The organism is Rhodopila sp. (assembly GCF_965276935.1).
In the GTDB taxonomy this organism is placed as follows: domain Bacteria; phylum Pseudomonadota; class Alphaproteobacteria; order Acetobacterales; family Acetobacteraceae; genus Rhodopila.
In genome coordinates this window covers 576,233-600,922 of record NZ_CBDIBS010000003.1, presented here as the reverse complement: position 1 = coordinate 600,922, position 24,690 = coordinate 576,233, and the positions used below count along the sequence as shown (strand labels likewise).

General features: G+C 68.1%; 19 protein-coding genes and 1 riboswitch. Of the genes, 9 read left to right on the top strand and 10 right to left on the bottom strand.

Features of this window, described 5'->3' with window-relative positions:
- The first annotated feature begins 291 nt into the window (after window positions 1–291).
- The 3 genes from ACQY4S_RS10535 to ACQY4S_RS10525 are packed head-to-tail and all read left to right on the top strand — an operon-like array spanning window position 292 to window position 3,268.
- Window positions 292–1,356 (top strand): phosphotransferase family protein, encoded by a 1,065-nt coding sequence (locus tag ACQY4S_RS10535; RefSeq protein ID WP_428485153.1) that lies wholly within the window; start codon window positions 292–294, stop codon window positions 1,354–1,356.
- Window positions 1,356–2,525, top strand: a complete 1,170-nt coding sequence (locus tag ACQY4S_RS10530; RefSeq protein ID WP_428485152.1) for an acyl-CoA dehydrogenase family protein — start codon at window positions 1,356–1,358, stop codon at window positions 2,523–2,525. Before ACQY4S_RS10535 ends, ACQY4S_RS10530 begins: the two co-directional genes overlap by 1 nt.
- Window positions 2,522–3,268: an SDR family NAD(P)-dependent oxidoreductase gene (locus ACQY4S_RS10525; RefSeq protein ID WP_428485151.1), complete on the top strand. Its 747-nt coding sequence runs from the start codon at window positions 2,522–2,524 to the stop codon at window positions 3,266–3,268. Before ACQY4S_RS10530 ends, ACQY4S_RS10525 begins: the two co-directional genes overlap by 4 nt.
- A 258-nt stretch (window positions 3,269–3,526) precedes the next feature.
- Here ACQY4S_RS10525 and ACQY4S_RS10520 read toward each other — a convergent pair whose 3' ends face one another.
- Together ACQY4S_RS10520 and ACQY4S_RS10515 are read right to left on the bottom strand one after the other, a co-directional pair.
- The gene (locus ACQY4S_RS10520) at window positions 3,527–3,811 is read right to left on the bottom strand and encodes a hypothetical protein (RefSeq protein WP_428485150.1); all 285 of its coding nucleotides are present in this window, start codon (window positions 3,809–3,811) and stop codon (window positions 3,527–3,529) included.
- Entirely contained in the window at window positions 3,808–4,401 is a 594-nt protein-coding gene (locus ACQY4S_RS10515) for a hypothetical protein (protein ID WP_428485149.1), read from the bottom strand. The genes ACQY4S_RS10520 and ACQY4S_RS10515 overlap by 4 nt, the downstream gene beginning before the upstream one ends.
- A 122-nt stretch (window positions 4,402–4,523) precedes the next feature.
- On the opposite strand from ACQY4S_RS10515, the gene ACQY4S_RS10510 reads away from it, so the two are divergent.
- Entirely contained in the window at window positions 4,524–5,834 is a 1,311-nt protein-coding gene (locus ACQY4S_RS10510) for a protein-L-isoaspartate O-methyltransferase family protein (RefSeq protein ID WP_428485148.1), read from the top strand.
- A 25-nt stretch (window positions 5,835–5,859) separates the two neighbouring features.
- A riboswitch (TPP riboswitch) is annotated at window positions 5,860–5,956 on the top strand.
- On the top strand, window positions 5,945–7,087 hold the full coding sequence (locus ACQY4S_RS10505) for an NAD(P)/FAD-dependent oxidoreductase (protein ID WP_428485147.1): 1,143 nt from the start codon (window positions 5,945–5,947) through the stop codon (window positions 7,085–7,087). (Overlaps the previous riboswitch by 12 nt.)
- 42 nt (window positions 7,088–7,129) lie before the next feature.
- Here ACQY4S_RS10505 and ACQY4S_RS10500 read toward each other — a convergent pair whose 3' ends face one another.
- Both ACQY4S_RS10500 and ACQY4S_RS10495 read right to left on the bottom strand, forming a co-directional pair.
- On the bottom strand, window positions 7,130–7,528 hold the full coding sequence (locus ACQY4S_RS10500; RefSeq protein ID WP_428485146.1) for a cupin domain-containing protein: 399 nt from the start codon (window positions 7,526–7,528) through the stop codon (window positions 7,130–7,132).
- 111 nt (window positions 7,529–7,639) lie between these two features.
- A complete protein-coding gene (locus tag ACQY4S_RS10495; RefSeq protein ID WP_428485145.1) occupies window positions 7,640–8,716 on the bottom strand; it encodes a tartrate dehydrogenase in 1,077 nt (358 codons plus the stop codon).
- Window positions 8,717–8,814: 98 nt separating this feature from the next.
- Between ACQY4S_RS10495 and ACQY4S_RS10490 the strand changes: the two genes are divergently transcribed.
- Window positions 8,815–9,402, top strand: coding sequence for a Uma2 family endonuclease (locus ACQY4S_RS10490; protein WP_428485144.1), 588 nt, complete (start codon window positions 8,815–8,817; stop codon window positions 9,400–9,402).
- Between the two features lie 6 nt (window positions 9,403–9,408).
- On the opposite strand, the gene ACQY4S_RS10485 is transcribed toward ACQY4S_RS10490, so the two are convergent.
- On the bottom strand, window positions 9,409–10,596 hold the full coding sequence (locus tag ACQY4S_RS10485) for a hypothetical protein (RefSeq protein WP_428485143.1): 1,188 nt from the start codon (window positions 10,594–10,596) through the stop codon (window positions 9,409–9,411).
- 334 nt (window positions 10,597–10,930) lie between these two features.
- Window positions 10,931–13,048: a selenide, water dikinase SelD gene (gene selD / locus ACQY4S_RS10480; protein ID WP_428485142.1), complete on the bottom strand. Its 2,118-nt coding sequence runs from the start codon at window positions 13,046–13,048 to the stop codon at window positions 10,931–10,933.
- 29 nt (window positions 13,049–13,077) lie between these two features.
- Here selD and ACQY4S_RS10475 point away from each other — a divergent pair, with 29 nt between their 5' ends.
- A complete protein-coding gene (locus ACQY4S_RS10475; protein ID WP_428485141.1) occupies window positions 13,078–13,779 on the top strand; it encodes a DUF1028 domain-containing protein in 702 nt (233 codons plus the stop codon).
- On the opposite strand, the gene ACQY4S_RS10470 is transcribed toward ACQY4S_RS10475, so the two are convergent.
- Complete coding sequence (locus ACQY4S_RS10470) at window positions 13,768–15,255, bottom strand: oligosaccharide flippase family protein (RefSeq protein WP_428485140.1); 1,488 nt, start codon at window positions 15,253–15,255, stop codon at window positions 13,768–13,770. The two genes, ACQY4S_RS10475 and ACQY4S_RS10470, sit on opposite strands and share 12 nt — an antisense overlap.
- Window positions 15,256–15,333: 78 nt before the next feature.
- Between ACQY4S_RS10470 and ACQY4S_RS10465 the strand changes: the two genes are divergently transcribed.
- Complete coding sequence (locus ACQY4S_RS10465) at window positions 15,334–16,020, top strand: glutathione S-transferase family protein (RefSeq protein ID WP_428485139.1); 687 nt, start codon at window positions 15,334–15,336, stop codon at window positions 16,018–16,020.
- A gap of 127 nt (window positions 16,021–16,147) precedes the next feature.
- On the opposite strand, the gene ACQY4S_RS10460 is transcribed toward ACQY4S_RS10465, so the two are convergent.
- Window positions 16,148–16,567, bottom strand: a complete 420-nt coding sequence (locus ACQY4S_RS10460; protein ID WP_428485138.1) for a secondary thiamine-phosphate synthase enzyme YjbQ — start codon at window positions 16,565–16,567, stop codon at window positions 16,148–16,150.
- An 80-nt stretch (window positions 16,568–16,647) separates the two neighbouring features.
- A complete protein-coding gene (locus ACQY4S_RS10455; RefSeq protein ID WP_428485137.1) occupies window positions 16,648–21,303 on the bottom strand; it encodes a beta strand repeat-containing protein in 4,656 nt (1,551 codons plus the stop codon).
- A gap of 196 nt (window positions 21,304–21,499) precedes the next feature.
- Here ACQY4S_RS10455 and ACQY4S_RS10450 point away from each other — a divergent pair, with 196 nt between their 5' ends.
- A complete protein-coding gene (locus ACQY4S_RS10450; RefSeq protein ID WP_428485136.1) occupies window positions 21,500–22,834 on the top strand; it encodes a tetratricopeptide repeat protein in 1,335 nt (444 codons plus the stop codon).
- On the opposite strand, the gene ACQY4S_RS10445 is transcribed toward ACQY4S_RS10450, so the two are convergent.
- On the bottom strand, window positions 22,831–24,636 hold the full coding sequence (locus ACQY4S_RS10445) for a hypothetical protein (protein WP_428485135.1): 1,806 nt from the start codon (window positions 24,634–24,636) through the stop codon (window positions 22,831–22,833). The two genes, ACQY4S_RS10450 and ACQY4S_RS10445, sit on opposite strands and share 4 nt — an antisense overlap.
- Window positions 24,637–24,690 lie beyond the last annotated feature (54 nt).

The window sequence follows — 24,690 nt, the reverse complement described above, 5'->3', positions numbered from 1 at the left end:
GCGCTACTCATCGTTTTGACCGGGTGCGGCGTACAAGACACCGGCGAAACCACAAGTGGGGCGGCCAGGAATTCCGCCACGCCAGGATGGACTGGCCGCACAACCGTGGTCGGATCCAACAGCACTGTGGCTGGCGATGCGGCGGCGACATTTATCCAACAGAAGTGGCCGTATACACTATCACGCTAGAGGACCAGGTCACTGCCGGCATCCGATGGTCATGTAACCCCTGTCGGTTGCATGGTTTGCTCTCTTCTGTATTGAGTCTGGTCAACAGGAGCAGGAGCGAGCGTGCCACCCGAAACCGGCCTGCGGTCCGCCATGGATAGCGTGCCCTTGGACTGGGAAGCCGTCCGCCGTCATTTGGCTATCCAGGGCCGTCGGCTGGACGCCGATCCGCCACCTCGCCAGTTTGCCGGCGGTCTCGCCAACCTGAATTATCTTATCCACCTGGACGGCCAGGCCGCCGTGTTGCGCCGCCCGCCAATGGGTGAATTGCCGCCCGGCGCCTATGACATGGCGCGAGAGTTCCATATTCTTTCGCGCTTGCCGGACGCGTTGCCGTTCATCGCCCGCGGCCTGTACTTATGTGACGATCCTGATGTCATCGGCCAGCGCTTCCAGATCATAGAGTACCGCCCCGGGCTGGTGATCCGCGAGCACCTGCCATCCAACCTCGCCCACCGACCAGAGATCGGTGTTCGGCTGTCCCAGGTTCTCCTGGAAACCATTGCCGCCATTCACGCGGTTGACGCCAAAGCCGTTGGATTGGACGACCTTGGCCGACCGGAGGGATTTTTGGCACGCGGCGTCGCCGGCTGGCGCAAGCGTGGGCTGGCAGCCAAGGAAGACGGCAGCGACAGCCTGCATCACGATATCGGCCAATGGCTGGAACGCCACATCGTGCCCGACGGCCCGCCAGGGCTGCTGCACAATGATTTCAAGCTCAACAACATCATCCTGGACCCGGGCGATCTTTCGCCGCGCGCCGTGGTCGACTGGGACCAGGGCACGCGCGGCGATCCGCTGTTCGATTTCGCCACCCTGCTGAGCTATTGGATCCACCGGGACGACCCTTGGGCCATGCACGACATGGAACAGATGCCGGCCGTCGAGGCGTGCCTTTGCTCCAGGCAGGATGCCGTAGCGGCGTATGCCCGCCTGTCGGGTCGCGACATGTCGAACTTCCTGTTCCATCGCGTGCTGGCGATGTACAAACTCGCGGTCATCTTCCTGCAGCTTGGCCTGCGCCATCGCACCGGCGCGACGCAGGAGCCTCGGTATGCGCCGCTGACCGGCATTGGTACTGGGATCCTGGAATTCACCCACGAGATCGCCCAAGGACGCGCATTCTGATGGATTTCTCGCTCACCCCGGAACTGCAAGAGCTGCAGCGGCGCACCCGCGCGTTCATTCATGACCAGATTATTCCTCTGGAAGGCGACAGCCGGCAGACCGATCACGGCGCGACCGAGGACTTCCGCCGCGAGCTTGTCGCGCTGGCGGCGGATCAGGGTCTGGTCGCGCCGCATGTTGGCGTCGAATATGGCGGCCTGGGCCTTTCCCACGTCGGCAAGGCCGTCGTCTTCGAGGAAGCCGGCTACTCCCTGCTTGGCCCTGTCGCGATGCACATCTTCGCCCCCGACGAGGGCAACATGCACCTGCTGGAAGCCGTTGCGTCCAAGGAACAGAAAGACCGCTGGCTGCGTCCGCTGGCGGCCGGTCGGAGCCGCTCCTGCTTCTGCATGTCGGAGCCCGCGCCCGGTGCCGGCTCCGACCCGGCCGCGCTGCGCACCACCGCGGTGAAGGATGGCAACCACTACGTTATCAACGGCGAGAAATGGTTCATTACCGGCGCCATTGGCGCCGCGCTCGCCATCATCATGGCGAAGGACGAGGACGGTTCCGCCACCATGTTCCTGGCCGACATGGACACCCCCGGCATCGAGATCGTCCGCGCGATGAACAGCCTGGATCACGCCTTCGCCGGCGGCCATGCGGTGGTGCGGTTCAACAACGTCCGGGTGCCGGCCGGCGACATCCTCGGCGAGCCTGGCAAGGGGTTTCGCTATGCTCAGGTACGTCTGGCACCGGCGCGTCTGACCCATTGCATGCGCTGGCTCGGCGCAGCCAGACGGGCGCACCAGATCGCCACGGACTATGCGCTGAAGCGCGAGGTCTTCGGGTCGAAGCTGATTGGCCATGAAGCTGTCGGCTTCATGCTCGCCGACAACGAAATGGACATCCGCATGAGCCGGCTGTCGATCCTGCACACCGCTTGGCTGCTGGATCAGGGGGAGCGCGGCGGGACCGAGTCGTCCATGTCGAAGGTCTTCTGCTCCGAGGCGATCTGGCGCGTGGCGGATCGTTGCGTTCAAGTATTAGGTGGCCAGGGCGTTACCGACGAAACCCTGGTCGCCCGCATCTTTACCGAGGTCCGCGGCTTCCGCATCTACGACGGCCCGTCGGAGGTGCACCGCTGGAGCCTGGCGCAACGCATCGCCCGCAACGGCGCCAACTGGTGAGCGATTTTGATCTGTCTGGCAAGGTCTGCGTCGTCACCGGAGCCGGACGGGGAATCGGCCGCGGCATGGCAGAGGGCCTCGCCCGGCACGGCGCCACGGTGGTGCTGAGCGGGCGCACGCGTGCCACGCTGGAGGAAACCGCCGCTGCCGTCGGGCAAAAGGCAATCGTGATCCCGGCGGACGTATCCGGCGAAGCCGACGTGCTGGCATTGCGCGACACAGTATTGGCGTCCTGCGGCAAGATCGATGTCCTGGTCAACAACGCCGGCGTGAATGCGATCTTCAAGGGGATCGAGCGCACCTCCCTGGCCGAGTGGCAGGACATCATCGACGTCAACCTGACCGGCGTGTTCCTGTGCTGCAAGCATGTTGGCGGGGCAATCGGGGAAGGTGGATCCGTGATCAATATCAGCTCGGTCGCCGGCCACGGCGGGCTGCCTCGATCGGTGCCGTACTGCGCGTCCAAGGGCGGTGTTGAACTGCTGACCAAGGCGCTGGCGCTGGACTGGGCGAAACGCAAGGTGCGGGTGAACACGCTGGCGCCGGGATGGGTGGACACCGACCTGACGCATGGACTGCTGGAGCACGATGTGCATGGCAGGCGCCTGCTGGACCGCACGCCCCTGGGTCGTTTCGCGACGCCGCGGGATATGGCCGGCGGCGTGGTGTTCCTGGCAAGCGACGCATCGGCTTTCATGACCGGACAGAGCCTGGTGATCGATGGCGGCTGGGGGGCGGAGTAAACTTCTGTGCCGCCGTCGGGCGACGCACGACAGCATGATGTTGATACTGGCAAGATGATAGCTGGCGAGCCTGCGCCGGCCATGGCTTGTACCAATCGGCGTAAAATGCTGACTGGCGGCCGCCGATGTTTCCCGGGGTCGGCGACGACAAGGATTCGCCGACACGTCGGCTGAAAGACGAGCTGGCATAAGCTGTCGAGTGCCATCCTCCAGCAGGTCGGAGCAGGCCAGCGCTTGGTCCGGCGGCACGCCAGCCGGTTAGCAGTTTCGATCCGGTCCGCGCGCGGAACAAGCAGTCGGCCGGACGCGATGTCGTCGTGCCTCGTCAACTGCCTTCGTCGCGACCGTCGATACGTTCCGATAAGCGCCAGTGCCGTCGGGTTCGGCCATGATCAACGCCCTGACCTGGCGCAGCGTGGCATCCCCGACCCGCCCTGTTTCTACCAAGGCGGCGTGAATTTCCGTATCGGTGGCACTCAGAATCTCCGCCTCCAGCGCATCAAGCAACGTGTCGAGTTTCGCCGTGGGTTTCCACCTGTTCATCGGCCGGATCCTGCCAGACCATGGCGCAAGAGTGATCGCCGCATCCGCCGACGAGCCGTATCGTATTCAAGTTCGCTCAAGCCATACAGGCGGCGGATGTCCTCCGCGCCCAAACCATGTGCCAGCCCGGCAACGATCCGGAGCGCCGTCTCATCCGCGGCGAACAAGCGATCAATGACGGCGAGCGCCTGAGCTGCCGCATAAACCCGCTCCGGATCAGCATCGGGCGTTGTGTTCGGGTGTTCACGCAGGCCGGCATCATCAGCCGGGAGCGGCTGCATCACTCGCCCTTCGCGGCGGGTCCGGCGCCAGTGCTCATCGCGCAAGCTGCGCATGATGCCGGCCAGAAACGCCACCATGGGAACAGCCGCCGGCCACTGGCGCGATCCATCAAGCGCGCGGAGGATCGCCTCGTTCAGCAGGTCGGATCCGGTCACGCCGCCCGGCAGTCCGCGAGCGCGCAGGCTGGCCAGTGCGTGCAATCGAAGGACATCGGTGTCCGACAGGCTGCGGATGGCCCACCCGACGTCTTCGGACGGAGGATCGACGGGTTCCACCAGGGATCTTCGTCTTGTCACGGACTGCGTCATGCCATTGAGTATGCGCGTCAACCGAACTCATGCGGACATTGGACAAAAGATTTTTTCAGTCCGTCCGCGCGCGGCGCCCCCAACCGCCTGCTTGTTCATGAGGCTTGCGGAAGGAGTGCACCATGGCCGGGATTGAACAAGACATCACCACACACATGGCTGGATTTATCGCCATGCTGGACAACGCCTTCAGGCGCTTTGGTGTCGCCGCCGGCCTGCCGCCCCGCCTGCGCGCGGCTGTCCAGGCGGTTCCGCGCCACCGATTTGTGCACCGCTTCCGCATCGACGACGGCCCGCTGGTAAACTTCGAGGATGACCCGGCCCGGCACATGCCGACGATCTACAGCGACAAGATCATGCGCCATGTGGACGCCGCCGGCGAGCTATTGGCATCCAGCAATTCCCAGCCCAGCTTTGTGCTGTTCCTGCTGCATCTGCTGGATATCCAGCCAGGCCACAGGATGCTGGAGGTCGGCTCAGGCTCCGGCTGGCTCGCCGCCATCGCAGCCTATCTCGCGGGTCCTGATGGTGCCGTCACCGGCATTGAGATCATCGCCGATCTGGCGGAGCAAAGCCGGGCCGATCTTGCCTCCGTCGGCAGCGGGACAGTCACCATCGTGACGGGCGACGGCGCCAAGGGTCATGCCGCGAGCGCCCCCTTCGACCGCGCGATGATCACCGCGGCAACCTGGGATCTGCCAGCGGTTCTGTTCGAGCAGGTGAAGCAGGATGGCACTGTCCTGGTCCCCATCGAATTACGCGGTGGTGTGGACTGTCAGGTGACCGTGCTGCGCCGCGGCGGCTCGCATTTCGTGGCGGAACGCTCGGTTGTCGGCTGGTTCGTGCCGCTGGTCGGTTCCAGCCAATCTCGTGCCGGCGCTCATCGCATGCTTGGAAGCCTGCCATTCTGGCCGGAGATCTCGGCCTCGCCGACCGTGCGTTGCAAGCTGCCACTCGGCGCCTTCCCAGGCAGCGCCGCCGGGCCAGTAGCCGCACAATTTCGTGCGTTCCTGGGACGAACCGAACCTGCCTTCGCCGTCTTCGGACAACACGTAACTTGGAAGCAACAAGCTCGGATGTCGGTCGAATCGCGAAGTTGGCAGTCAGTCGAGTCGTTTGGCCTGTGTGATGAGGCAACACGGTCGGTAGCACTTTGCACGGCTGGCGAACTGCTGGGATATGGCGAACCCGCGACGGCTCGGCGTCTGGCGCGGGCCTATGCGCGATGGGCTGAATTCGGCCTGCCCGGCATGGCAGCATTCGATCTTGAAGTGGTTCGGAAAGCCGAGATCCCTGTTGCCGAGAAGAACGTCTGGGTCGAGCCGCGAGGCGACACCGCCCTGGTATGGCGCCTGCCAGCAGATTCGGAACCCTGGCGGAGCCTGCTGCGCGACGGCGCCGGCGACCAGCCGGACAGCCAGTCAAAGCCTTGACATGTTGACCGCCGCACCGGATGTATGACGGACACCGGGGTGCCCTCGCATCGAGGGCTGAGATCATACCCGTGAACCTGCTCTGGGTCATGCCAGCGAAGGGAGATGTCATGCAGACAGTCATCGTCGGGGCCGGCATTCTGGGCGCGAGCACGGCTTTCCACCTTGCCAGAACAGGCGCGCGCGTCGTCGTCATTGACGAGGCCCTTGACGGACGGGCGACCGCCGCCGGTGCCGGGATCATCTGCCCCTGGGTCTCCGGCGTGCAGGATGACGCTTTCTATCGGCTGTATGCCGGCGGCGGAGAGTACTACAAGGAGTTGATCGCGGCGCTGGCCGAGGCCGGGGAAAACGACCTGGGTTACCGCCGAACCGGTGCGATGCTTCTGTCAGGGGATGTGGAAGAGCTGGCCTGGCTCGAACGCCTCGCGATCCGGCGCAAGGCGGCTTCGCCCGCCATGGGAGACGTGACGCGCCTGTCGCCGGCTCAGGCACAAGCGCTGTTTCCACTGCTACGGCAGGATCTGGGCGCGGTCCATGTCGCCGGTGGAGCGCGGGTCGATGGCCGGCGCCTCGCCGCCGCGCTGCTGCGGGCGGCGCGGCACCATGGTGCGACGCTTCTGCAAGGTCATGCCGACCTGCGGCAAGACGCGGGCCGCATCCGTGGCGTCGAGCTGCGCGGCGAGTGGATACCGGCGGATCGGGTCATTGTCACAGCGGGTGCCTGGGCGGATCAGGTCGTCCGGCCCCTGGGCCTCAACCTGCCGGTGGAGCCGCAGCGCGGGCAGATCGTCCACTTCTATCTCCAGGACGCCGAGACGGCGGACTGGCCCGTCATACTGCCTCCCGGCAGCCATTACATCGTGCCGTTCGACGGCGGCCGGATCGTTGCCGGCGCGACCCGCGAAACCGGCGTCGGCTTCGACAATCGCGTCACCGCCGCCGGGCAGATGGAGGTGCTGTCCGAGGCACTGCGGATCGCGCCTGGCCTTGCGCCGGCGACAGTGATGGAGACCCGCGTGGGCTTCCGACCCGTCGCCGCCGACGGCCGTCCACTGCTAGGTTGGCTGTCAAAGGTGGAAGGCCTTGCGGTCGGCAATGGTCTCGGCGCGGCGGGCCTGACGATCGGTCCGTTTGCCGGGCGGCTGCTGGCCGATCTGGTGATGCGGCGACCAGCATTAATGAGCATGGCGCCATTCTATCCAATGCGGCATGCGGCGGCAACGGCGGATACGCCGGAGCCATTGCGTTGAGGGTGATCCGTCCTGCCCGTCGCGCCTCGCGGCGGCCGCCTGTCAGGCCGATCGGGTCGGCGACCATGTCCCTTCGATGATCTCCGCCTCTCCCTCGCCGGGCCACGGCGGCATGGTGACCGCGACAGCGGCCAGTGCTTCAATGCCGACAGAGCGAAACTGGAACGTGGTGCCGGCCGGGATTGTCAGGCATGTGCCAGGCGACAAAGCAGCAATATGATCGTGCCCGTCGTTTGACCGCCACATCTCGCCCTGGCCGGACAGGACGTACCAGATCTCCTCGACGGTCCGGTGACGCACCGCGCGGGATGTTTCTCCGGCGGGGAGGAGAAAGTGCGCCATGCTCCCGGCTGACAGCGACAGCAGAACGCGCACCTCCGAGCCATCCGGTGCAAGCACGTCATAACCGTTCGGCAACGTCTTGATCGAACCGGTGTTCATCGGGTCCCGATGGCATGATTGGCCTGCCGCGGATGAGACAAGATAAGGCTCCGCCACCGCGAACAGCCCAGGAACGAAAACATAGCGGTCAATGGCAACAGGGTGGGCATATTATCGATTTATCCCGCGCACCGCCTCCACCACCGCCGCCGTCACCTCTTTCGTCGTGGCGGTGCCGCCCAGATCCGGCGACAGAATCCCCGCGGCACAGACCTGTTCCACCGCCCGCATCAGCAGATCGGCGGCAGGCTTCTCCCCCAGATGCTCCAGCATCATCGCCCCGGTCAAGAACGTGGCGACCGGATTGGCAATGCCTTTCCCGGTGATATCGAACGCCGATCCGTGGATCGGCTCGAACATCGACGGGCTGCGCCGCTCCGGGTCGATGTTGCCAGTTGGCGCGATGCCCAGCGAGCCAGCCAGGGCGGCCGCCAGATCAGACAGAATGTCGGCGTGCAGGTTGGTCGCGACAACCGTGTCGATGCTGCGGGGTTTGCGGACCATCCGCATGGTCATCGCGTCAACCAGTTCCTTGTCCCAGGTGACGTCCGTGTAGTCGTGGCTGACCAGCGCCGCGATCTCGTCCCAGAACACCATGCCGTGCCGCTGCGCGTTCGATTTCGTTACCACCGTCAGGTGCTTGCGCGGGCGGGACCGGGCGATGTCGAAGGCGAAGCGCATGATCCGCTCCACGCCCCGGCGAGTGAAGATCGCGGTCTCGGTCGCCACCTCCTCCGGCAGGCCGCGATGCGTGCGCCCACCCTGGCCGGCATATTCGCCTTCCGAATTCTCCCGCACGATCACCCAGTCGAGGTCGCCGACGCCGACATCGCGCAGCGGAGAGGTGACGCCCGGCAGGATGCGGGTCGGGCGGACATTGGCGTACTGGTCGAAGCCCTGGCAGATCTGCAGCCGCAGACCCCAGAGCGAGATGTGGTCAGGCACGTTCGGATCGCCGACAGCACCGAAATAGATCGCGTCCGCGGTGCGCAGCCAGGCCAACCCGTCGGCCGGCATGAACGCGCCATGCTTGCGGTACCAGTCCGAGCCCCAGCCGTAGTGGTCCACCGCCAGGGAGAACCCGCCGTCGCGGGATGCCACCGCGTCCAGCACCTCCAGCCCGGCCGCGATCACTTCCGGCCCGATGCCATCGGCGGGAATGGACGCGATACGGTAACTGCGGGTCATCGGCCGGCTCCTTGCTGCGATCTCCCGCGTTCCTAGCGCCTGTGGCGGATGGAACCAAGGCGTGGCGGGCGACGCCCTTGCCTGATAGGGTATCTGTCATGGTCGCACTTCGTAAACGCCTGCCGACGCGGATGACCGTTGATGAGTTCCTGGTATGGGACGCCGACGACGCGACTGGCCGGCGCTGGCAGCTTGTCGATGGCGAGCCGGTGCTGATGGCTCCGGCTGCCGAGGTGCATGGTGCGATACAGAGTGAACTTGACCGCCTGCTTGGCAACCACTTGCTTGCGACAGCAAGCCATTGCCGGGTTATCAGCGCGCCGGGAATAGTGCCACGCATACGCGCCAATGAAAACTTTCGCGTTCCTGATCTTGGGGTGACATGCGCCCCGCCTTCCGGAGGCGTGATGGTGCCAGAGACGGTGCTGCTGATCGAGATCTTGTTGCCAAGCAACGAGTCCAAGACCCGTTCGAACATCTGGACCTACACCACCATCCCCAGCGTGCGAGAAATCCTGGCGGTTCGCAGCACGCGGATGGAAGTGGAGCTGCTTTGCCGCGGCGATGACGGCAACTGGCCGGCTTCGCCCGATATCATCCGTCCGCCGCAATCGCTTGAGCTGACCAGCACCGGCTTTACGTTCCCGGTGGGTGATATCTATCGCACCGCCGGCCTGCTCCAGTAGCGAACGCTACCGCGTCTCGATCGACATCGCGCCGGGCTCGCCCTGCCAGCTCATCCCGAACAGACCCTCATACGCGATCGCCCAGGGCGGACGCAGGAAACCGGCAGCCCGCACGTCCTCAAACCAGAAGCCGAGCGGCGAGTGGCGGGAATAGGCGCTGCCGCCAGAGATGCGGCAGAGACGGGTCATCACAGATTCCGCCAGCACCGCGATGTTGGCCTTCGCCAGCGCCGCCTCGTGCCGTGCGTCGCCACTGCGTTCGATCGCCGTCAGCGCGGCCTCGTAGCTTTGGTAGATCAGGACGGCCTCGCGATGGGCAGTCGTCCATTCCATCTTCTCGAATGCACGGAAACTGTCCGGACGCTGCTCGCGGCGGACGAACTCCTGGCGCATGAACCGCATGGCGGCGTCGATAATGCCCACGATCGGCGCGATGGTGCCAAGCGCGCCGGCGCCTCCGGTGGCCTCATGGACCTGGCGCCACGTGCCGGGCCAGGCCATGCGAGTCGCCGGGAATTCGTCGAACGTGAACGCGTGGCTGTTCGTCGATGCCATGCCGTGCGCCTCCCAGGGAACCTTCAGGGTCATGCCGGTGGAGCCATCCCACGGCACATCGCGGACATCCAGGAAGAACCAGTCCGGCCCAGCCGCGTCCGGCCGCAGAGCCGTGGTGACCATGTGGGTGGTGGCGCCGGAGCCGCTGCCAAAATGCTTTTCCCCGGAAATCCGGTAGGTTTCGGGCCCGCCGCCGGTCGGGATCGCGCGGGCGCGCGTTCGTGCAATGTCGCCGCCGCTGCCCGGCTCCGAGGTGATGGTGCCCCACCATCCGCCGTCGATCACCGTGCCGAAGACCTCGCGTCGCTGCGCCGCCCAGGCGGCCTGTCCGGCCGCGAGTGGTTCCGGGTCGCGCCAGAACGTCAGCACCGCCGGATGCATGCTGGCGACCAGCGCCAGCGACGGGTCGCCCTGCGCCAGCAGCCGCAACGCGTCACACTGCACCCGCAGCGACCGCTGCCGGCCTTGCCACCAGCCGCCATGGTCCTCCGGCACGGCGGCAAGATGCAATCCCATCGCCTTCAGCACGTCGATATCCGCCGGATCGAGTGCGCGACGCTGTTGCCGCTGCCGCCGGTCCGCGGCGAAACGGCGAGCGGTTTCACGCATATCCGCCAGCAAATCCTTGGCGTGCAACATTTGGCTCTCTTCCCCAGGGTCAGGCAGCTTAGGGCGCTTCCGATCACGCTGCACCAATTCGTCATGGCCGGGCGATCGAGAACGCGAGGAAGGTGCTGGCCGATGTTCAAGGAGGTTGCACCCAATGCATTTCGCTCTGCCGCATCTGGTCCAAGGAATTTTTGGCTTGTCCATGGCGCACGATGAACACCTTCTCGCCGGCGCCGACGAAGCCTCTATCCAAGCGCTCGGCCTCAGCCAGCCCGTCCTGGCGTGGTTTCAGCAAGACGCGGCGGTGCTCTGTCCCGATCTGGTGCATGAGACGCAAATGGGGCCTGCCCGGAAAATGACCTGTCTATTCCAGCCTGATCGAGCCGGCACCCTCGCGTGCCGGCTCCACCTCGCCGATGATCGCGGCGTCGAGGCCGCCGTCGCGCATCGCTCGCAGGCAGGCATCCGCGTGTCTTGGTGGCAGTCCGATCAACAGGCCGCCGGACGTCTGCGGGTCCACCAGTAGCGCCGTCTCCAATTGATCCAGGCCTGCAATCGGGCGCCGGTTGTCCACCGCCAGCGTACTTTCGATGCCATGCGCCGCCAGGACACGGGCGCCGGGCAGGGCGGGAACAGCCTTCAGCCGCAGCACCGCCGCGACGCATGAAGCGTTCAGCATTTCGTCCAGGTGTCCAGCCAGTCCGAAGCCGGTGATATCCGTTCCGGCGGTCGAGCCATGCGCCATCGCGATCCGGGCCGCGACGGCATTCGTGGCGCGCATGGACCTGATCGCCGCCAGCAGCCACTGCGCACGCGCCTGGCCCCGCATGTGCGCGGCGAGGATGATGCCGGTGCCCAGGGGCTTGGTCAGGATCAGCCGGTCGCCGGCTTGCAGTCCGCCTTTGCGCAGCACCTTGCCGGCATCAACCAGCCCGGTCACCGCGAAACCCAGCGCCGGTTCCGCCGCCTCCGCGCTATGGCCACCAACCAGCGTACATCCGTCCCCACGCAGGACCTCGGTGGCACCTTGCAGCATCGCCGCCAGTTCGGCTCGCATCTTGCGGCCGGCGGCATAGGGCACCGAGGCGATCGCCAGCGCGGTCCATGGCGAGGCACCCATCGCATGCAGGTCGGACAGCGCATGCGCCGCGGCGATCTGGCCGAATATGAACGGATCGTCCAGGAACGACCGGAAGTGATCGACCGACTGGACCAACAGCTTGCCGGCCGGTGGCCGCAGCACTGCCGCATCGTCCGCCGCGTCCAGCAGATCAGGACTGCCGGTGCGAGACAGTGTAGCAAGCGCGCCCGCCAGCACCTCGGCGCCCACCTTGGCGCCGCAACCGCCGCAGCGCATCGGCGCGTCGGGATCAGGCGCCATCTGCATGTCGGTATACATCCGCATCCAGCGCCGGTCGATCCGGTCCTTGAGCCACCAGACCTTGCGCCCCCGGATAGATAGACCATTGCGCCACGCAACCGCTCTGCCGTGGCCCAGGCCCAGGATCACCAGCGCATCGCGCTGCGGATGCCAGCGTTTCAAGGACCGCCGTTGCGCGGCGCGGCGCAGGTTCTCCGCCAGGGGCGCACCGGCGCGCACTGCCCAAACACCGGCCTTTGGCCGTGGACTGCCCTTTAATGCAGCGCAATCGCCGGCGGCGAAGACATAGGGATGGCTCACACTGCGCAGGGTGGCGTCAATGTGGACGCAACCGGCCGCATCGCAGGCCAGGCCGGACGCGGCGAGGAAGTCCAGCCCCACTACCCCCGTCGTCCACAGCGCCGTAGCGACATCGAGGCAACTGCCGTCGGAGAGCGCGAGGCGACCGTCCCGCAATCCGGTGGCGGTGACCCCGCAAGCCAGCTCCACCCCCGCCTCCACCAGGGCCTGACGCACCGCTCTACGGGCCGCGGCCGGGGCTGTTTGGATCGGGTCGGGGCTGGCTGACACCAGGACCAGGCGAAAGCGGCCGGCGAAGCGGACCGCCAGCGCCAGTGCCAGTTCGGCACCGGCCGGCCCGCCCCCCACGACGGCGATGCGAGCATTGTCGGACAACTTCGGTTCGAGGCTCCGTAGGCGATCCAGGAAGCGGCCGATCGGCTTGACGCCTACCCCGGCGCCATCCGGAACGACTGGGATGCCGCCGACATCGATCGAGAGCAGGTCGAACTCGATCGCTGGGCGTCCAGCGACCGTGACGACACGGGCAGCGAGGTCGATTGCCGTCGCCTCCACCATGATCAGGCGCGCGTTCGCGGCGGCGGCGAGCGGTGCCAGGTCGATATGCGCCTGCTGATGGGTGTAGTCGCCGCGGATCAGCCCCGGCAACATGCCGGAGTAGGGCGTTTCCGGCTCACGTCCGATCAGGGTTAGGCGGACACCCGGCTCTGGGCGCATGGCGAACCGGCGCAGCACCTCCAGATGCGCATGGCCCGCACCAAGCAGCACGATGTCGGTTTCGATCAAGCGAGCGGCTTGCATGCTGTCAGACTACCCGGCTTTATACGCGTATGACATGGTCGATCCTGGCTCGGGATCCTGCAACGGGCGCATTGGGCGCCGCGGTGGCGACCCGCTTCTTCGCGGTTGGCGCCTTGGCGATCCATGTGGAAGGTGGTGTGGCGGCGCTGGCCACCCAGGCGCTGATCAATCCGATGTATGCGGTGCTTGGCATGCCGAGGCTGCGTGACCAGCAGGCGCCGGATACGGTGATCTCCAGGCTGCTGGCAGCCGATGCCGGGCGGGACCACCGGCAGATCCACGTGCTGCATCACGATGGCCGCATCGCCGCGCACACCGGCGCGGATTGTGTCGGCTGGTGCGGATCAGTCAGCGGCAAGGATGTCTCGGTGGCCGGCAACATGCTGGCGGGTCCGGCTGTGGTCTCACATACTTTGGCGGCATTTCAGGCTGCCGTTGGACCCTTGGCCGAACGGCTGCTGACCGCGCTGGAGGCGGGCGAGGCTGCCGGCGGCGATGCCCGTGGCAAGCAGTCGGCCGCGCTGAAGATCTGCACGCGCGATCCCTATCCCGATCTGGATATCCGGGCCGATGACCATCCCGATCCGCTGCGGGAACTGCGTCGCCTGCATGCCGTCAGCCAGGAGCGCTTCGCCATGTTCCGGCGCCTGCTGCCGGGCGCCGACAGTCCCTGCGGCGTCTTCGATCGGCATGTGATCGAGGCGGCAATCAAGGCAGGCTCAGTCCGCTGAGCGGCGCAGCAGGGCGATCAAATCCGTCTCCGCGCCTGTCGGACGTCCCGAAAGCACCCAGCTTCCCAGTAGAACGGCGGCATAGACGGCAGCACCCGCTGCTGCTGTCTTGCACAGGATCAGCGGGTTGGTATCGTCGGACCAGCCTGATGCGACTGTCGCCAGGACCCCTGCCATGACGGCGGCGGCCAGCATTGGACGCCATATGGCGCCGATCAGCAGCACGGGCTGGACGCGGAAGCGGCGCAGCGCGGTGACGACCGTCAGGGTTTGCTCCAGCAGCGTGGCGATCCCGGCCGCCACCGCCGCGCCGGTCAGGCCAAAGGGTGGGATCAGGCTGGCCAACAGCGCGATGCGGACCAGGGCGCAGCCAAGGGTGATGCCGAGCAGGCGCCCCAGCAGGGCGTGCGCGCTGAGCAGATGCAGGCTCAGGTGGCCAAACACCATGATCGTGAAGCTGAGGGACAGGACGCGAAGCACCGGCACCGCCTGCGCCCAACCCGGTCCGAATGCCAGCGCGACCAGAGGTGCCGCGACCAGCGACAGGCCGACTCCCGCCGGCAAGGTCAGCAGGGCCGCCGAACCGATCAGGCGCAGATAGGTCTGTCCCACATCCGTCGCCTCTTGCCGCGCCACGGCGAAGCCGGAAAATGCCGCTCTGCCAAGCGGTTCGATCAACTCCGTGGTTGGCAGTGCGGCGATTTCCGCGCCAACCGAATAGAAGCCGACGGATGCCAGGTTCGTCAGCCGCCCGAGCAGCAGACTGTCGCTGCGGTCCCGTAGCAGCACGGCCAGGCTGAGCAGCCAGGTCCACACGGAATAGCCGGCAAGGCCGCGCCACGACGCCAAGGAAAATCGCGGACGATAGGGATGCATGACATAGCTCGTGATCACCCGCAGGGTGCGGTTGACGGCGATGCCGAACAGCATCGCGACATATGAATGAAGTGCCGCCGCCGCCGTCATTGCCACGACGATGCCGCAGAGTTTGGGCAGCACCATGATGGCGAATTCCTTATGAAAGGCGAAGTCGCGGCGGAAATCCACCGCACCGATGTTGGCGCAGCCGTCCAGCACCGGCAGGCAGGCGATGAACAGCAATACCGGCCCCAGCCGCGCATCGGCGAAGAAGTGCGCCGCCGGGTAGGCAAGGGCAGTGACTAATACCGTTACGGATAGGCCACGTAGCAGGTTCAGGGTGAAGGCCGTGTCGTAGAAGTCGCGGCCGGGCGTATGCTCGCGGATGACGGCTTCCTCGGTGCCAAGGGTCAGCATGCCGTCGATCGTCTGCATGAAGCTGGTGGCGAGCGCGATGATGCCAAAATCCGCCGGCCGGATAAGGCGGACCAGCACCAGGGTGCTGACCAGGCCGAGCACGCGCACACCCAGCCGCCAGGCCATGACCCAGCCGGCACCTCGGGCGGTGCGTGCAAGGACACTTTCCTTGGGCGCGGCGAGGGTATCCGGATCTTGCACCGTCTGTCTGTTATCATACCGAGACAGTCGACGACAGCAAATCTGGACGCACGGCCCAAGCAGGCGTCATGATGCGGCATGACCGTTGTTCTGTTCGATCTGGCCGGCGCGGATCCTGATGTCCGCTTCAGCCCCTATTGCTGGCGGACCCGGTTCGCCCTGGCGCACAAAGGCATTCCGGTTGAGACCGTGCCGTGGCGCTTCACCGACACGCCGGTGATCGCATTCTCCGGCCAGGGAAAGGTTCCGGTGGTCAGGGATGAGGCGAAGGTCGTCTTCGACAGTTGGACGATCGCCGAGTATCTGGAGGATGCCTATCCGGGTCCGACCCTGTTCGGCTCCCCCACCGGGCGGGCGCATGCCCGGTTCATTAACGCCTGGGTCGACTCAGTCTTGCTCGGCGGCATTGCTCGGCTGATCGTCCGCGACCTGCTCGACATCATCGACCCGAAGGACCAGGGGTATTTTCGGTCGAGCCGGGAGGAACGGTTCGGCATGAGCCTGGAAGCGGTGCAGGCGGATCGTGACGACCGCGTCGTGTCATTCCGCGCGTTGCTGATGCCGATTCGCCTCGTGTTGCGCCGGCAGGACTGGTTGGGCGGCGCCGCGCCAAGTTATGCCGATCATATCGTGGCGGGAACGTTGATGTGGCCCCGCTGTACAAGCCGTTTTGAACTGCTGGAAGACGCCGATCCAGTGGCGAAGTGGCAGCAGCGGATGATGGAACAATATGGCGGACTGGGCGCGCAAGCGAAGCGGGTCTGACGCGACCGCCGCCGGCTGTGCCAGGAGATAATTCCGGACAGGATCATCGGTAAGTCCTAGTCGCCGCCGCCTGAATCAGAAGGCCGGCTTCAAGTGCCCTTGATGTCCTTTAGTGGACTGCTTGTCCCTACTCCGACCCTATCAGATGCAGCAACAGAGTACGATCCTGCGGCGCTGTCCGGTGCTCAAACAAATAGATCGCCTGCCATGTTCCAAGCGTTGGTTGGCCGGCCAGGATCGGAAGCGACAGGCTGGTCTGCGTCAGAGCAGCCTTGATGTGCGCCGGCATGTCATCGGGTCCTTCGACGTCATGACGATAGCCGCTGTCTTCCGGCACCAGGCGGCGGAAGAAATCAAGCAGATCCGCGCGAACGTCGGGATCGGCATTCTCCTGCACGACAAGCGACGCTGACGTGTGCCGGCACCAGATCGTCAGCAGTCCGGTCGTGACGCGCTGCTGCTCGAGCCAGACGCGTATGGCACGCGTCACGTCATAAAATGCCTGTCCGGCAGTCTGGACGTGAAGCGGTTCGATTGCCTGTCGCATGCGGCTTGTCTGGCGCGTTTCAAAGGCGCGCGCAACGGCTGACGCAGACGCGGGCAGCGCGTGATCCGCCTGGTCGGTGGTCAAAGGGCGCCAATCTGCCCCGTGCTCATGGCACCAAGCTGTTCGCCGGTAAAGGCGGGAATCTGGCTACTCGACAGCGCACCGAACTGGGTGGTCGAAAACGCTGGTATCTGCGCCGTTGTGAACGCAGCGATTTGATTGGTCGTCAAGGCCGCCATCTGAGTGGTGGTCAGCGCAACGATCTCCGAAGTGCTGAGCGTGACAAGTTGCTTGCTGGATAAGACAACGATATCGGCGGTGCCGAGCGCGGCGATCTCGGTTGTCGAGAGGGCGCCTATCACGGCGGTGGTCAGCGCGGCGAACTGCGTGCTGCTCAGGCTGGTGACATCGGCGGTGGCCAGCGCGGCGAGTTGGGCCGAACTCAGCCCGGCCAGCGCGGCGGTGCTCAGCGCGGGCGCCTGGGTGGAGGTCAGCGCGGCGGCCGCGGCGGTGCTCAGCGCGGCGAGCTGGGCCGACCCGAGGGTGGCGATCTGGCCGGTGGTGAAGGCGGCGACCTGGGCGGTGGCCAGGCCGTGCAGCTGCGCGGTGCTCAGGCCGCGCACCTGCGCGGTGGACAGCCCGGCGACCTGCGCGGTGGTCAGCGCGGCGGCCTGCGCGGTGGTCAGGCTGGCCAGTTGGGCGGTGCCCAGCGCGGCGGTGACGGCGGTGGCCAGGGCGGCGACCTCGGCGGTGGCCAGGCCGGCCAGCGCGGCGGTGCCCAGCGCGGCGGCCTGCGTGCTGCTCAGGCTGGTGACATCGGCGGTGGCCAGCGCGGCGAGTTGGGCCGAACTCAGCCCGGCCAGCGCGGCGGTGCTCAGCGCGGGCGCCTGGGTGGAGGTCAGCGCGGCGGCCGCGGCGGTGCTCAGCGCGGCGAGCTGGGCCGACCCGAGGGTGGCGATCTGGCTGGTGGTGAAGGCGGCGACCTGGGCGGTGGCCAGGCCGTGCAGCTGCGCGGTGCTCAGGCCGCGCACCTGCGCGGTGGACAGCCCGGCGACCTGCGCGGTGGTCAGCGCGGCGGCCTGGGCGGTGGTCAGGCTGGCCAGTTGGGCGGTGCCCAGCGCGGCGGTGACGGCGGTGGCCAGCGCGGCGACCTCGGCGGTGGCCAGGCCGGCCAGCGCGGCGGTGGTCAGCGCGGCGACCTGCGTGCTGCTCAGGCTGGTGACATCGGCGGTGGCCAGCGCGGCGAGTTGGGCCGAACTCAGCCCGGCCAGCGCGGCGGTGCTCAGCGCGGGCGCCTGGGTGGAGGTCAGCGCGGCGGCCGCGGCGGTGCTCAGCGCGGCGAGCTGGGCCGACCCGAGGGTGGCGATCTGGCTGGTGGTGAAGGCGGCGACCTGGGCGGTGGCCAGGCCGTGCAACTGCGCGGTGCTCAGGCCGCGCACCTGCGCGGTGGACAGCCCGGCGACCTGCGCGGTGGTCAGCGCGGCGGCCTGCGCGGTGGACAGGCTGGCCAGTTGGGCGGTGCCCAGCGCGGCGGTGACGGCGGTGGCCAGGGCGGCGACCTCGGCGGTGGCCAGGCCGGCCAGCGCGGCGGTGCCCAGCGCGGCGACCTGCGTGCTGCTCAGGCTGGTGACATCGGCGGTGGCCAGCGCGGCGAGCTGGGCCGAACTCAGCCCGGCCAGCGCGGCGGTGCTCAGCGCGGGCGCCTGGGCGGAGGTCAGCGCGGCGGCCGCGGCGGTGCTCAGCGCGGCGAGCTGGGCCGACCCGAGGGTGGCGATCTGGCCGGTGGTGAAGGCGGCGACCTGGGCGGTGGCCAGGCCGTGCAACTGCGCGGTGCTCAGGCCGCGCACCTGCGCGGTGGACAGCCCGGCGACCTGCGCGGTGGTCAGCGCGGCGGCCTGCGCGGTGGTCAGGCTGGCCAGTTGGGCGGTGCCCAGCGCGGCGGTGACGGCGGTGGCCAGGGCGGCGACCTCGGCGGTGGCCAGGCCGGCCAGCGCGGCGGTGCCCAGCGCGGCGACCTGCGTGCTGCTCAGGCTGGTGACATCGGCGGTGGCCAGCGCGGCGAGTTGGGCCGAACTCAGCCCGGCCAGCGCGGCGGTGCTCAGCGCGGGCGCCTGGGCGGAGGTCAGCGCGGCGGCCGCGGCGGTGCTCAGCGCGGCGAGCTGGGCCGACCCGAGGGTGGCGATCTGGCCGGTGGTGAAGGCGGCGACCTGGGCGGTGGCCAGGCCGTGCAACTGCGCGGTGCTCAGGCCGCGCACCTGCGCGGTGGACAGCCCGGCGACCTGCGCGGTGGTCAGCGCGGCGGCCTGCGCGGTGGTCAGGCTGGCCAGTTGGGCGGTGCCCAGCGCGGCGGTGACGGCGGTGGCCAGGGCGGCGACCTCGGCGGTGGCCAGGCCGGCCAGCGCGGCGGTGCCCAGCGCGGCGACCTGCGTGCTGCTCAGGCTGGTGACATCGGCGGTGGCCAGCGCGGCGAGCTGGGCCGAACTCAGCCCGGCCAGCGCGGCGGTGCTCAGCGCGGGCGCCTGGGCGGAGGTCAGCGCGGCGGCCGCGGCGGTGCTCAGCGCGGCGAGCTGGGCCGACCCGAGGGTGGCGATCTGGCCGGTGGTGAAGGCGGCGACCTGGGCGGTGGCCAGGCCGTGCAACTGCGCGGTGCTCAGGCCGCGCACCTGCGCGGTGGACAGCCCGGCGACCTGCGCGGTGGTCAGCGCGGCGGCCTGCGCGGTGGTCAGGCTGGCCAGTTGGGCGGTGCCCAGCGCGGCGGTGACGGCGGTGGCCAGGGCGGCGACCTCGGCGGTGGCCAGGCCGGCCAGCGCGGCGGTGCCCAGCGCGGCGACCTGCGTGCTGCTCAGGCTGGTGACATCGGCGGTGGCCAGCGCGGCGAGCTGGGCCGAACTCAGCCCGGCCAGCGCGGCGGTGCTCAGCGCGGGCGCCTGGGCGGAGGTCAGCGCGGCGGCCGCGGCGGTGCTCAGCGCGGCGAGCTGGGCCGACCCGAGGGTGGCGATCTGGCCGGTGGTGAAGGCGGCGACCTGGGCGGTGGCCAGGCCGTGCAACTGCGCGGTGCTCAGGCCGCGCACCTGCGCGGTGGACAGCCCGGCGACCTGCGCGGTGGTCAGCGCGGCGGCCTGCGCGGTGGTCAGGCTGGCCAGTTGGGCGGTGCCCAGCGCGGCGGTGACGGCGGTGGCCAGGGCGGCGACCTCGGCGGTGGCCAGGCCGGCCAGCGCGGCGGTGCCCAGCGCGGCGACCTGCGTGCTGCTCAGGCTGGTGACATCGGCGGTGGCCAGCGCGGCGAGCTGGGCCGAACTCAGCCCGGCCAGCGCGGCGGTGCTCAGCGCGGGCGCCTGGGCGGAGGTCAGCGCGGCGGCCGCGGCGGTGCTCAGCGCGGCGAGCTGGGCCGACCCGAGGGTGGCGATCTGGCTGGTGGTGAAGGCGGCGACCTGGGCGGTGGCCAGGCCGTGCAGCTGCGCGGTGCTCAGGCCGCGCACCTGCGCGGTGGACAGCCCGGCGACCTGCGCGGTGGTCAGCGCGGCGGCCTGCGCGGTGGTCAGGCTGGCCAGTTGGGCGGTGCCCAGCGCGGCGGTGACGGCGGTGGCCAGGGCGGCGACCTCGGCGGTGGCCAGGCCGGCCAGCGCGGCGGTGCCCAGCGCGGCGACCTGCGTGCTGCTCAGGCTGGTGACATCGGCGGTGGCCAGCGCGGCGAGCTGGGCCGAACTCAGCCCGGCCAGCGCGGCGGTGCTCAGCGCGGGCGCCTGGGCGGAGGTCAGCGCGGCGGCCGCGGCGGTGCTCAGCGCGGCGAGCTGGGCCGACCCGAGGGTGGCGATCTGGCTGGTGGTGAAGGCGGCGACCTGGGCGGTGGCCAGGCCGTGCAACTGCGCGGTGCTCAGGCCGCGCACCTGCGCGGTGGACAGCCCGGCGACCTGCGCGGTGGTCAGCGCGGCGGCCTGCGCGGTGGTCAGGCTGGCGAGCTGGGCGGTGCCCAGCGCGGCGGTGACGGCGGTGGCCAGGGCGGCGACCTCGGCGGTGGCCAGGCCGGCCAGCGCGGCGGTGCCCAGCGCGGCGACCTGCGTGCTGCTCAGGCTGGTGACATCGGCGGTGGCCAGCGCGGCGAGCTGGGCCGAACTCAGCCCGGCCAGCGCGGCGGTGCTCAGCGCGGGCGCCTGGGTGGAGGTCAGCGCGGCGGCCGCGGCAGTGCTCAGCGCGGCGAGCTGGGCCGACCCGAGGGTGGCGATCTGGCTGGTGGTGAAGGCGGCGACCTGGGCGGTGGCCAGGCCGTGCAACTGCGCGGTGCTCAGGCCGCGCACCTGCGCGGTGGACAGCCCGGCGACCTGCGCGGTGGTCAGCGCGGCGGCCTGCGCGGTGGACAGGCTGGCGAGCTGGGCGGTGCCGAGCGCGGCGGTGACGGCGGTGGCCAGCGCGGCGACCTCGGCGGTTGAGAGTGCACCTATCGCGGCATTGCCCAGTCTGGTGACCTGCGTTGTCGTCAGGCTGGTGACGTCGGCGGTGGCAAGGCCAATGATTTGCGCGGAACCGAAACCCGCGACGGCGGTCGAACTGAATGCCGAGACCTGGGTGGTGGTCAGCGCCGCGGTTTCGGTGGAGGTCAGGGCGGCGACCTGCATGGATGTCAAGGCCGCCACCTGTGCGGTGGTCAGCGTGGCGATGTCCGTCGTGCTAAGTCCGGCGATCGCGGCGGTTGGCAGTTCCGCAATCTGCGCCGGCGTCAGGGCGGTAATATTGGCCATTTACGGACTCCGAGAAAAACTGCCACGGGCAAAGGCGAACTTTTCCGGCCCGACGGCAACATGCCGGCTGTCCGTTAATGAAGAATGAACGCCAGCCATTTTTTCGGCGCTCAAACACCTGACTTGGTACCTGCTGGTTAACCGCCGCTTAACCGCGGCCGTGCAGAATGCCGCAAGCATTCCCAGGCACAACATAATGTCCCTCCCGCGCGATATCCTGAACCGGTCTCTGGCGTTCCTGGGCCGGCCGGCGGCCCGGTTTGCCTACGGTGACGCGCTGGCCAGCCGTAATGACCATTGGGCGGCCTTCCCGCAGTTCGCCCGTGCGGCCCGGGCTGGACTGCGCCAGGCGCAATTTCGCCTTGGAGAATGCTACCTGGTGGGACTGGGAGTGCCGGCAAGCAGCCAGGAGGCGATCCGGTGGCTGACCAAGGCCGCCGAGGCGGGTGAGACGGCGGCGCAGACGCAGCTCGCCTCCCTCGCCCTGCAAGGCATTACCGACCGAAACGCCAATGGGCTGTCCGCCCTGGCGCCGGCGCATGGCACGGCACCCGATTACCACCGTGCCGAACACTGGAGCCGAACCGCCGCCGCCGCGGGATCGGCGGAGGCCAAGGCGCTGCTGGCGTTCATTCTGATCGCGGGTCCGGACGACCTGAGGGACCACGTTGCCGGCGATGCCTGTTATCGCGAATCCGCCGACGCCGGCTGGTCGCGCGGTCAACTCGGCCGCGCGATGATCCTGCTATGCGAGGGGACCTTGGCAGCGGCGGTCGAGGCCCAGACCCTGCTGCGCGCGGCAGCGAAGGCTGACGTCGCCGTCGCTTATTTCCTGGTGGGTGCCGTGGCCGAAAGCGGCGCGGCCGGACTGGTCGACTTTCCGGCTGCCTTGGCGGCTTATAAAGCCGCGGCGGAGCTTGGACACGCGCCGGGGCAATTGCGCTACGGGCTGGCGCTGTTGGCCGGGCGAGGCGGCCCGACGGACGAATTCACCGCGGAGACCTGGCTGCGCCGCGCCGCGCTTGCCGGGCAGGTTCACGCCGCCGCCGCCATCGGCGACCTGTATGTGCGGGAGGGCGATCTGCCGCCAAACCACGCCGAAGCCGCACTCTGGTTCCACCGGGCGGCCGAGGCGGGACATGCTGGATCGGCTCGCATGCTGGGACGGTTTCACCTGCATGGCACCGGCGTGCGTCGGGACATCCAGGAAGCCGTCCATTGGCTGCGCCTCGCCATTGAACGTGGCGATGACCATGCCCGCGCGGATATGGCGCAACTCGCGCTGACCGGGCAGGTGGGGGAGGCGGACCAGCGCGACACCGCAGTATGGTTTGGCCGCCTGGCCGAGACCGGCATTCCGGCCGCGCAATTCAATCTAGGTCTGTGTCTGGCGCAAGGCATCGGCGTCGAACGGGACGACGCGGCGGCGCTGGCGTGGTTCGACGCGGCGGCCGAGGCGGTGCCGGCGGCACGGTTCTGGTCCGACCGGATGCTGGCCGAGGGGCGCGGCCTGCTTGCGGCGTCGGCTTAAACGGACAACGCGCAGGCGGCGGCTGGCTGACGGTGAACACGCAGCAGGCTGGCCTCGAACCGGCGGGTGAACCCTGCGATGTCACCCATGGTGCCGGCCCAGGCTTGCGGGGTGAAACCGGCGCGGTAAGCCGCATAGGCGTTCTTGTCGGAAGCCAGCCCGACGGCCTTCGCCACATAGTCGGCTGGACTGCCGGTTATTCCGTCGTCGGCGCCGATCGCGTGCAGCAGCCTCGCCGCCATGCGGGAGGCGAAGGACCGTCCGGCGAGGGTCAGAAGGGGCAGGCCCATGCGGATGGCGTCACTGGCGATGGTGCCGGCATTGTAGGGAAACGTGTCCAGAAACAGGTCGGGCAGCGTCAGCCGAACCATGTAAGCGGCTGGGTCGACCCGGCCGGCGAAGATCAGCCGGCCGGGATCAATGCCGGCGACCATGGCATGCAGGCGCAGGTTCTGGCGCGACCACTCATTATCGTCCACCAGCCAGAGAACCGAACCGGTGGTCTGGGACAGGATCGCCATCCAGGCAGCGAACATGGCCTCGGTGATCTTGTAGTGGTTGGAGAAGCAGCAGAAGACGAAACATCCCTCCGGCAGGCCGGCCTGCGCGCGCGTCATCGGGGTGCCGATGACGCGCTTGCTGTCGTTGGCCTGATACATGTCGGCAATATACAGCGGCGCCGGCTGGTAGGCGGGCGCCACCGTGGCGGGCACCACGAAGGCGTCGCACAGCATGTAATCCAGTTCCGGCAGGGGAACCGGACCGATGAAGCCGAGATAGGTCGCCTGCACGGGGGCTGGGCGCCAGCGCAGGATTTGCAGGCGCGATCCGGCGGTCAGGCCGTTCAGGTCGATCAGGATGTCAATCTCGTCCTGGCGGATCCGCCTGGCCGCGTTCTCGTCCGACAAGGCACGCACCGGGACGAAGTGGTCGAAGCCGGCAATGACCCGGGCGCGGATGGCGCTGCCGTCATCGGGACTGGCGCAGTAGCCGTAGATCTCGAAGCGCGAGCGGTCGTGCAGTTCGAACAGTTCGGCAATCAGGTAGCTCATGGCATGGCTGCAGAAGTCCGACGACAGGTAGCCGACGCGGATGCGGCCGTGGGCGTAGCCGTCGGGTGGCGCCAGGCGAACGGCAGCGGCATGGGTCTTGCGGTCGATCCAGCCAGCCGCGACGTCGCGCTGTGTCGCCACGTCATCGGTCAGCGCCAAGGCGGCGAGCGGTCCGGACTGGGCAATCAGGTCCTGCCGGGACAGGCCGGGGATAATATCCGCCAGAATGGGCCATTGGCACATCTTCTGCCGCAGATGCAGCCAGTGCTGCACGGCATCGGGTTGCGCGCTCCGGGTCAGCAGGCTTGTGCGCAGGGTATCCGCCGCGTCGGCAAGCCTGCCGCATTGCTCCAGCAAGCGGGCACGCTGGTTCAGCAGGGCGACGCGGGCATCATCAGGCTGGAGCGCATCGGTCCAGACCTGAAGTGCCGCCTCCGGCTGGTCCTGGCGTTCCAGCATCATGCCAAGGTTCAAGGCGGCGGGATGAAAATCGGGCTTGACCGCCAGTGCATTGCGGTAGGCCTGCATTGCCTCGGCCGCCACGCCGGCCTGATTCAGTTCGGTGCCCAGGTTGAACCAGGCCGCATACAATTCACGGGTGCCAGACGGCTGGATTTCGATCCATTCGCGGTACAGCGCGATGACGCTGGGCAGGCCCTGACCGGAACCGATGGCCTCCGCCTTGGTAACGACCTCCAGGAACGACCTTTCGGCCGGCGGTGTCGGCTGAGGTGTCGCCAGGAATACCATCGTGTGTCCACCTGCGTGATCCTGCGGCGGACTAGGCGACGAAAATTCCTAACA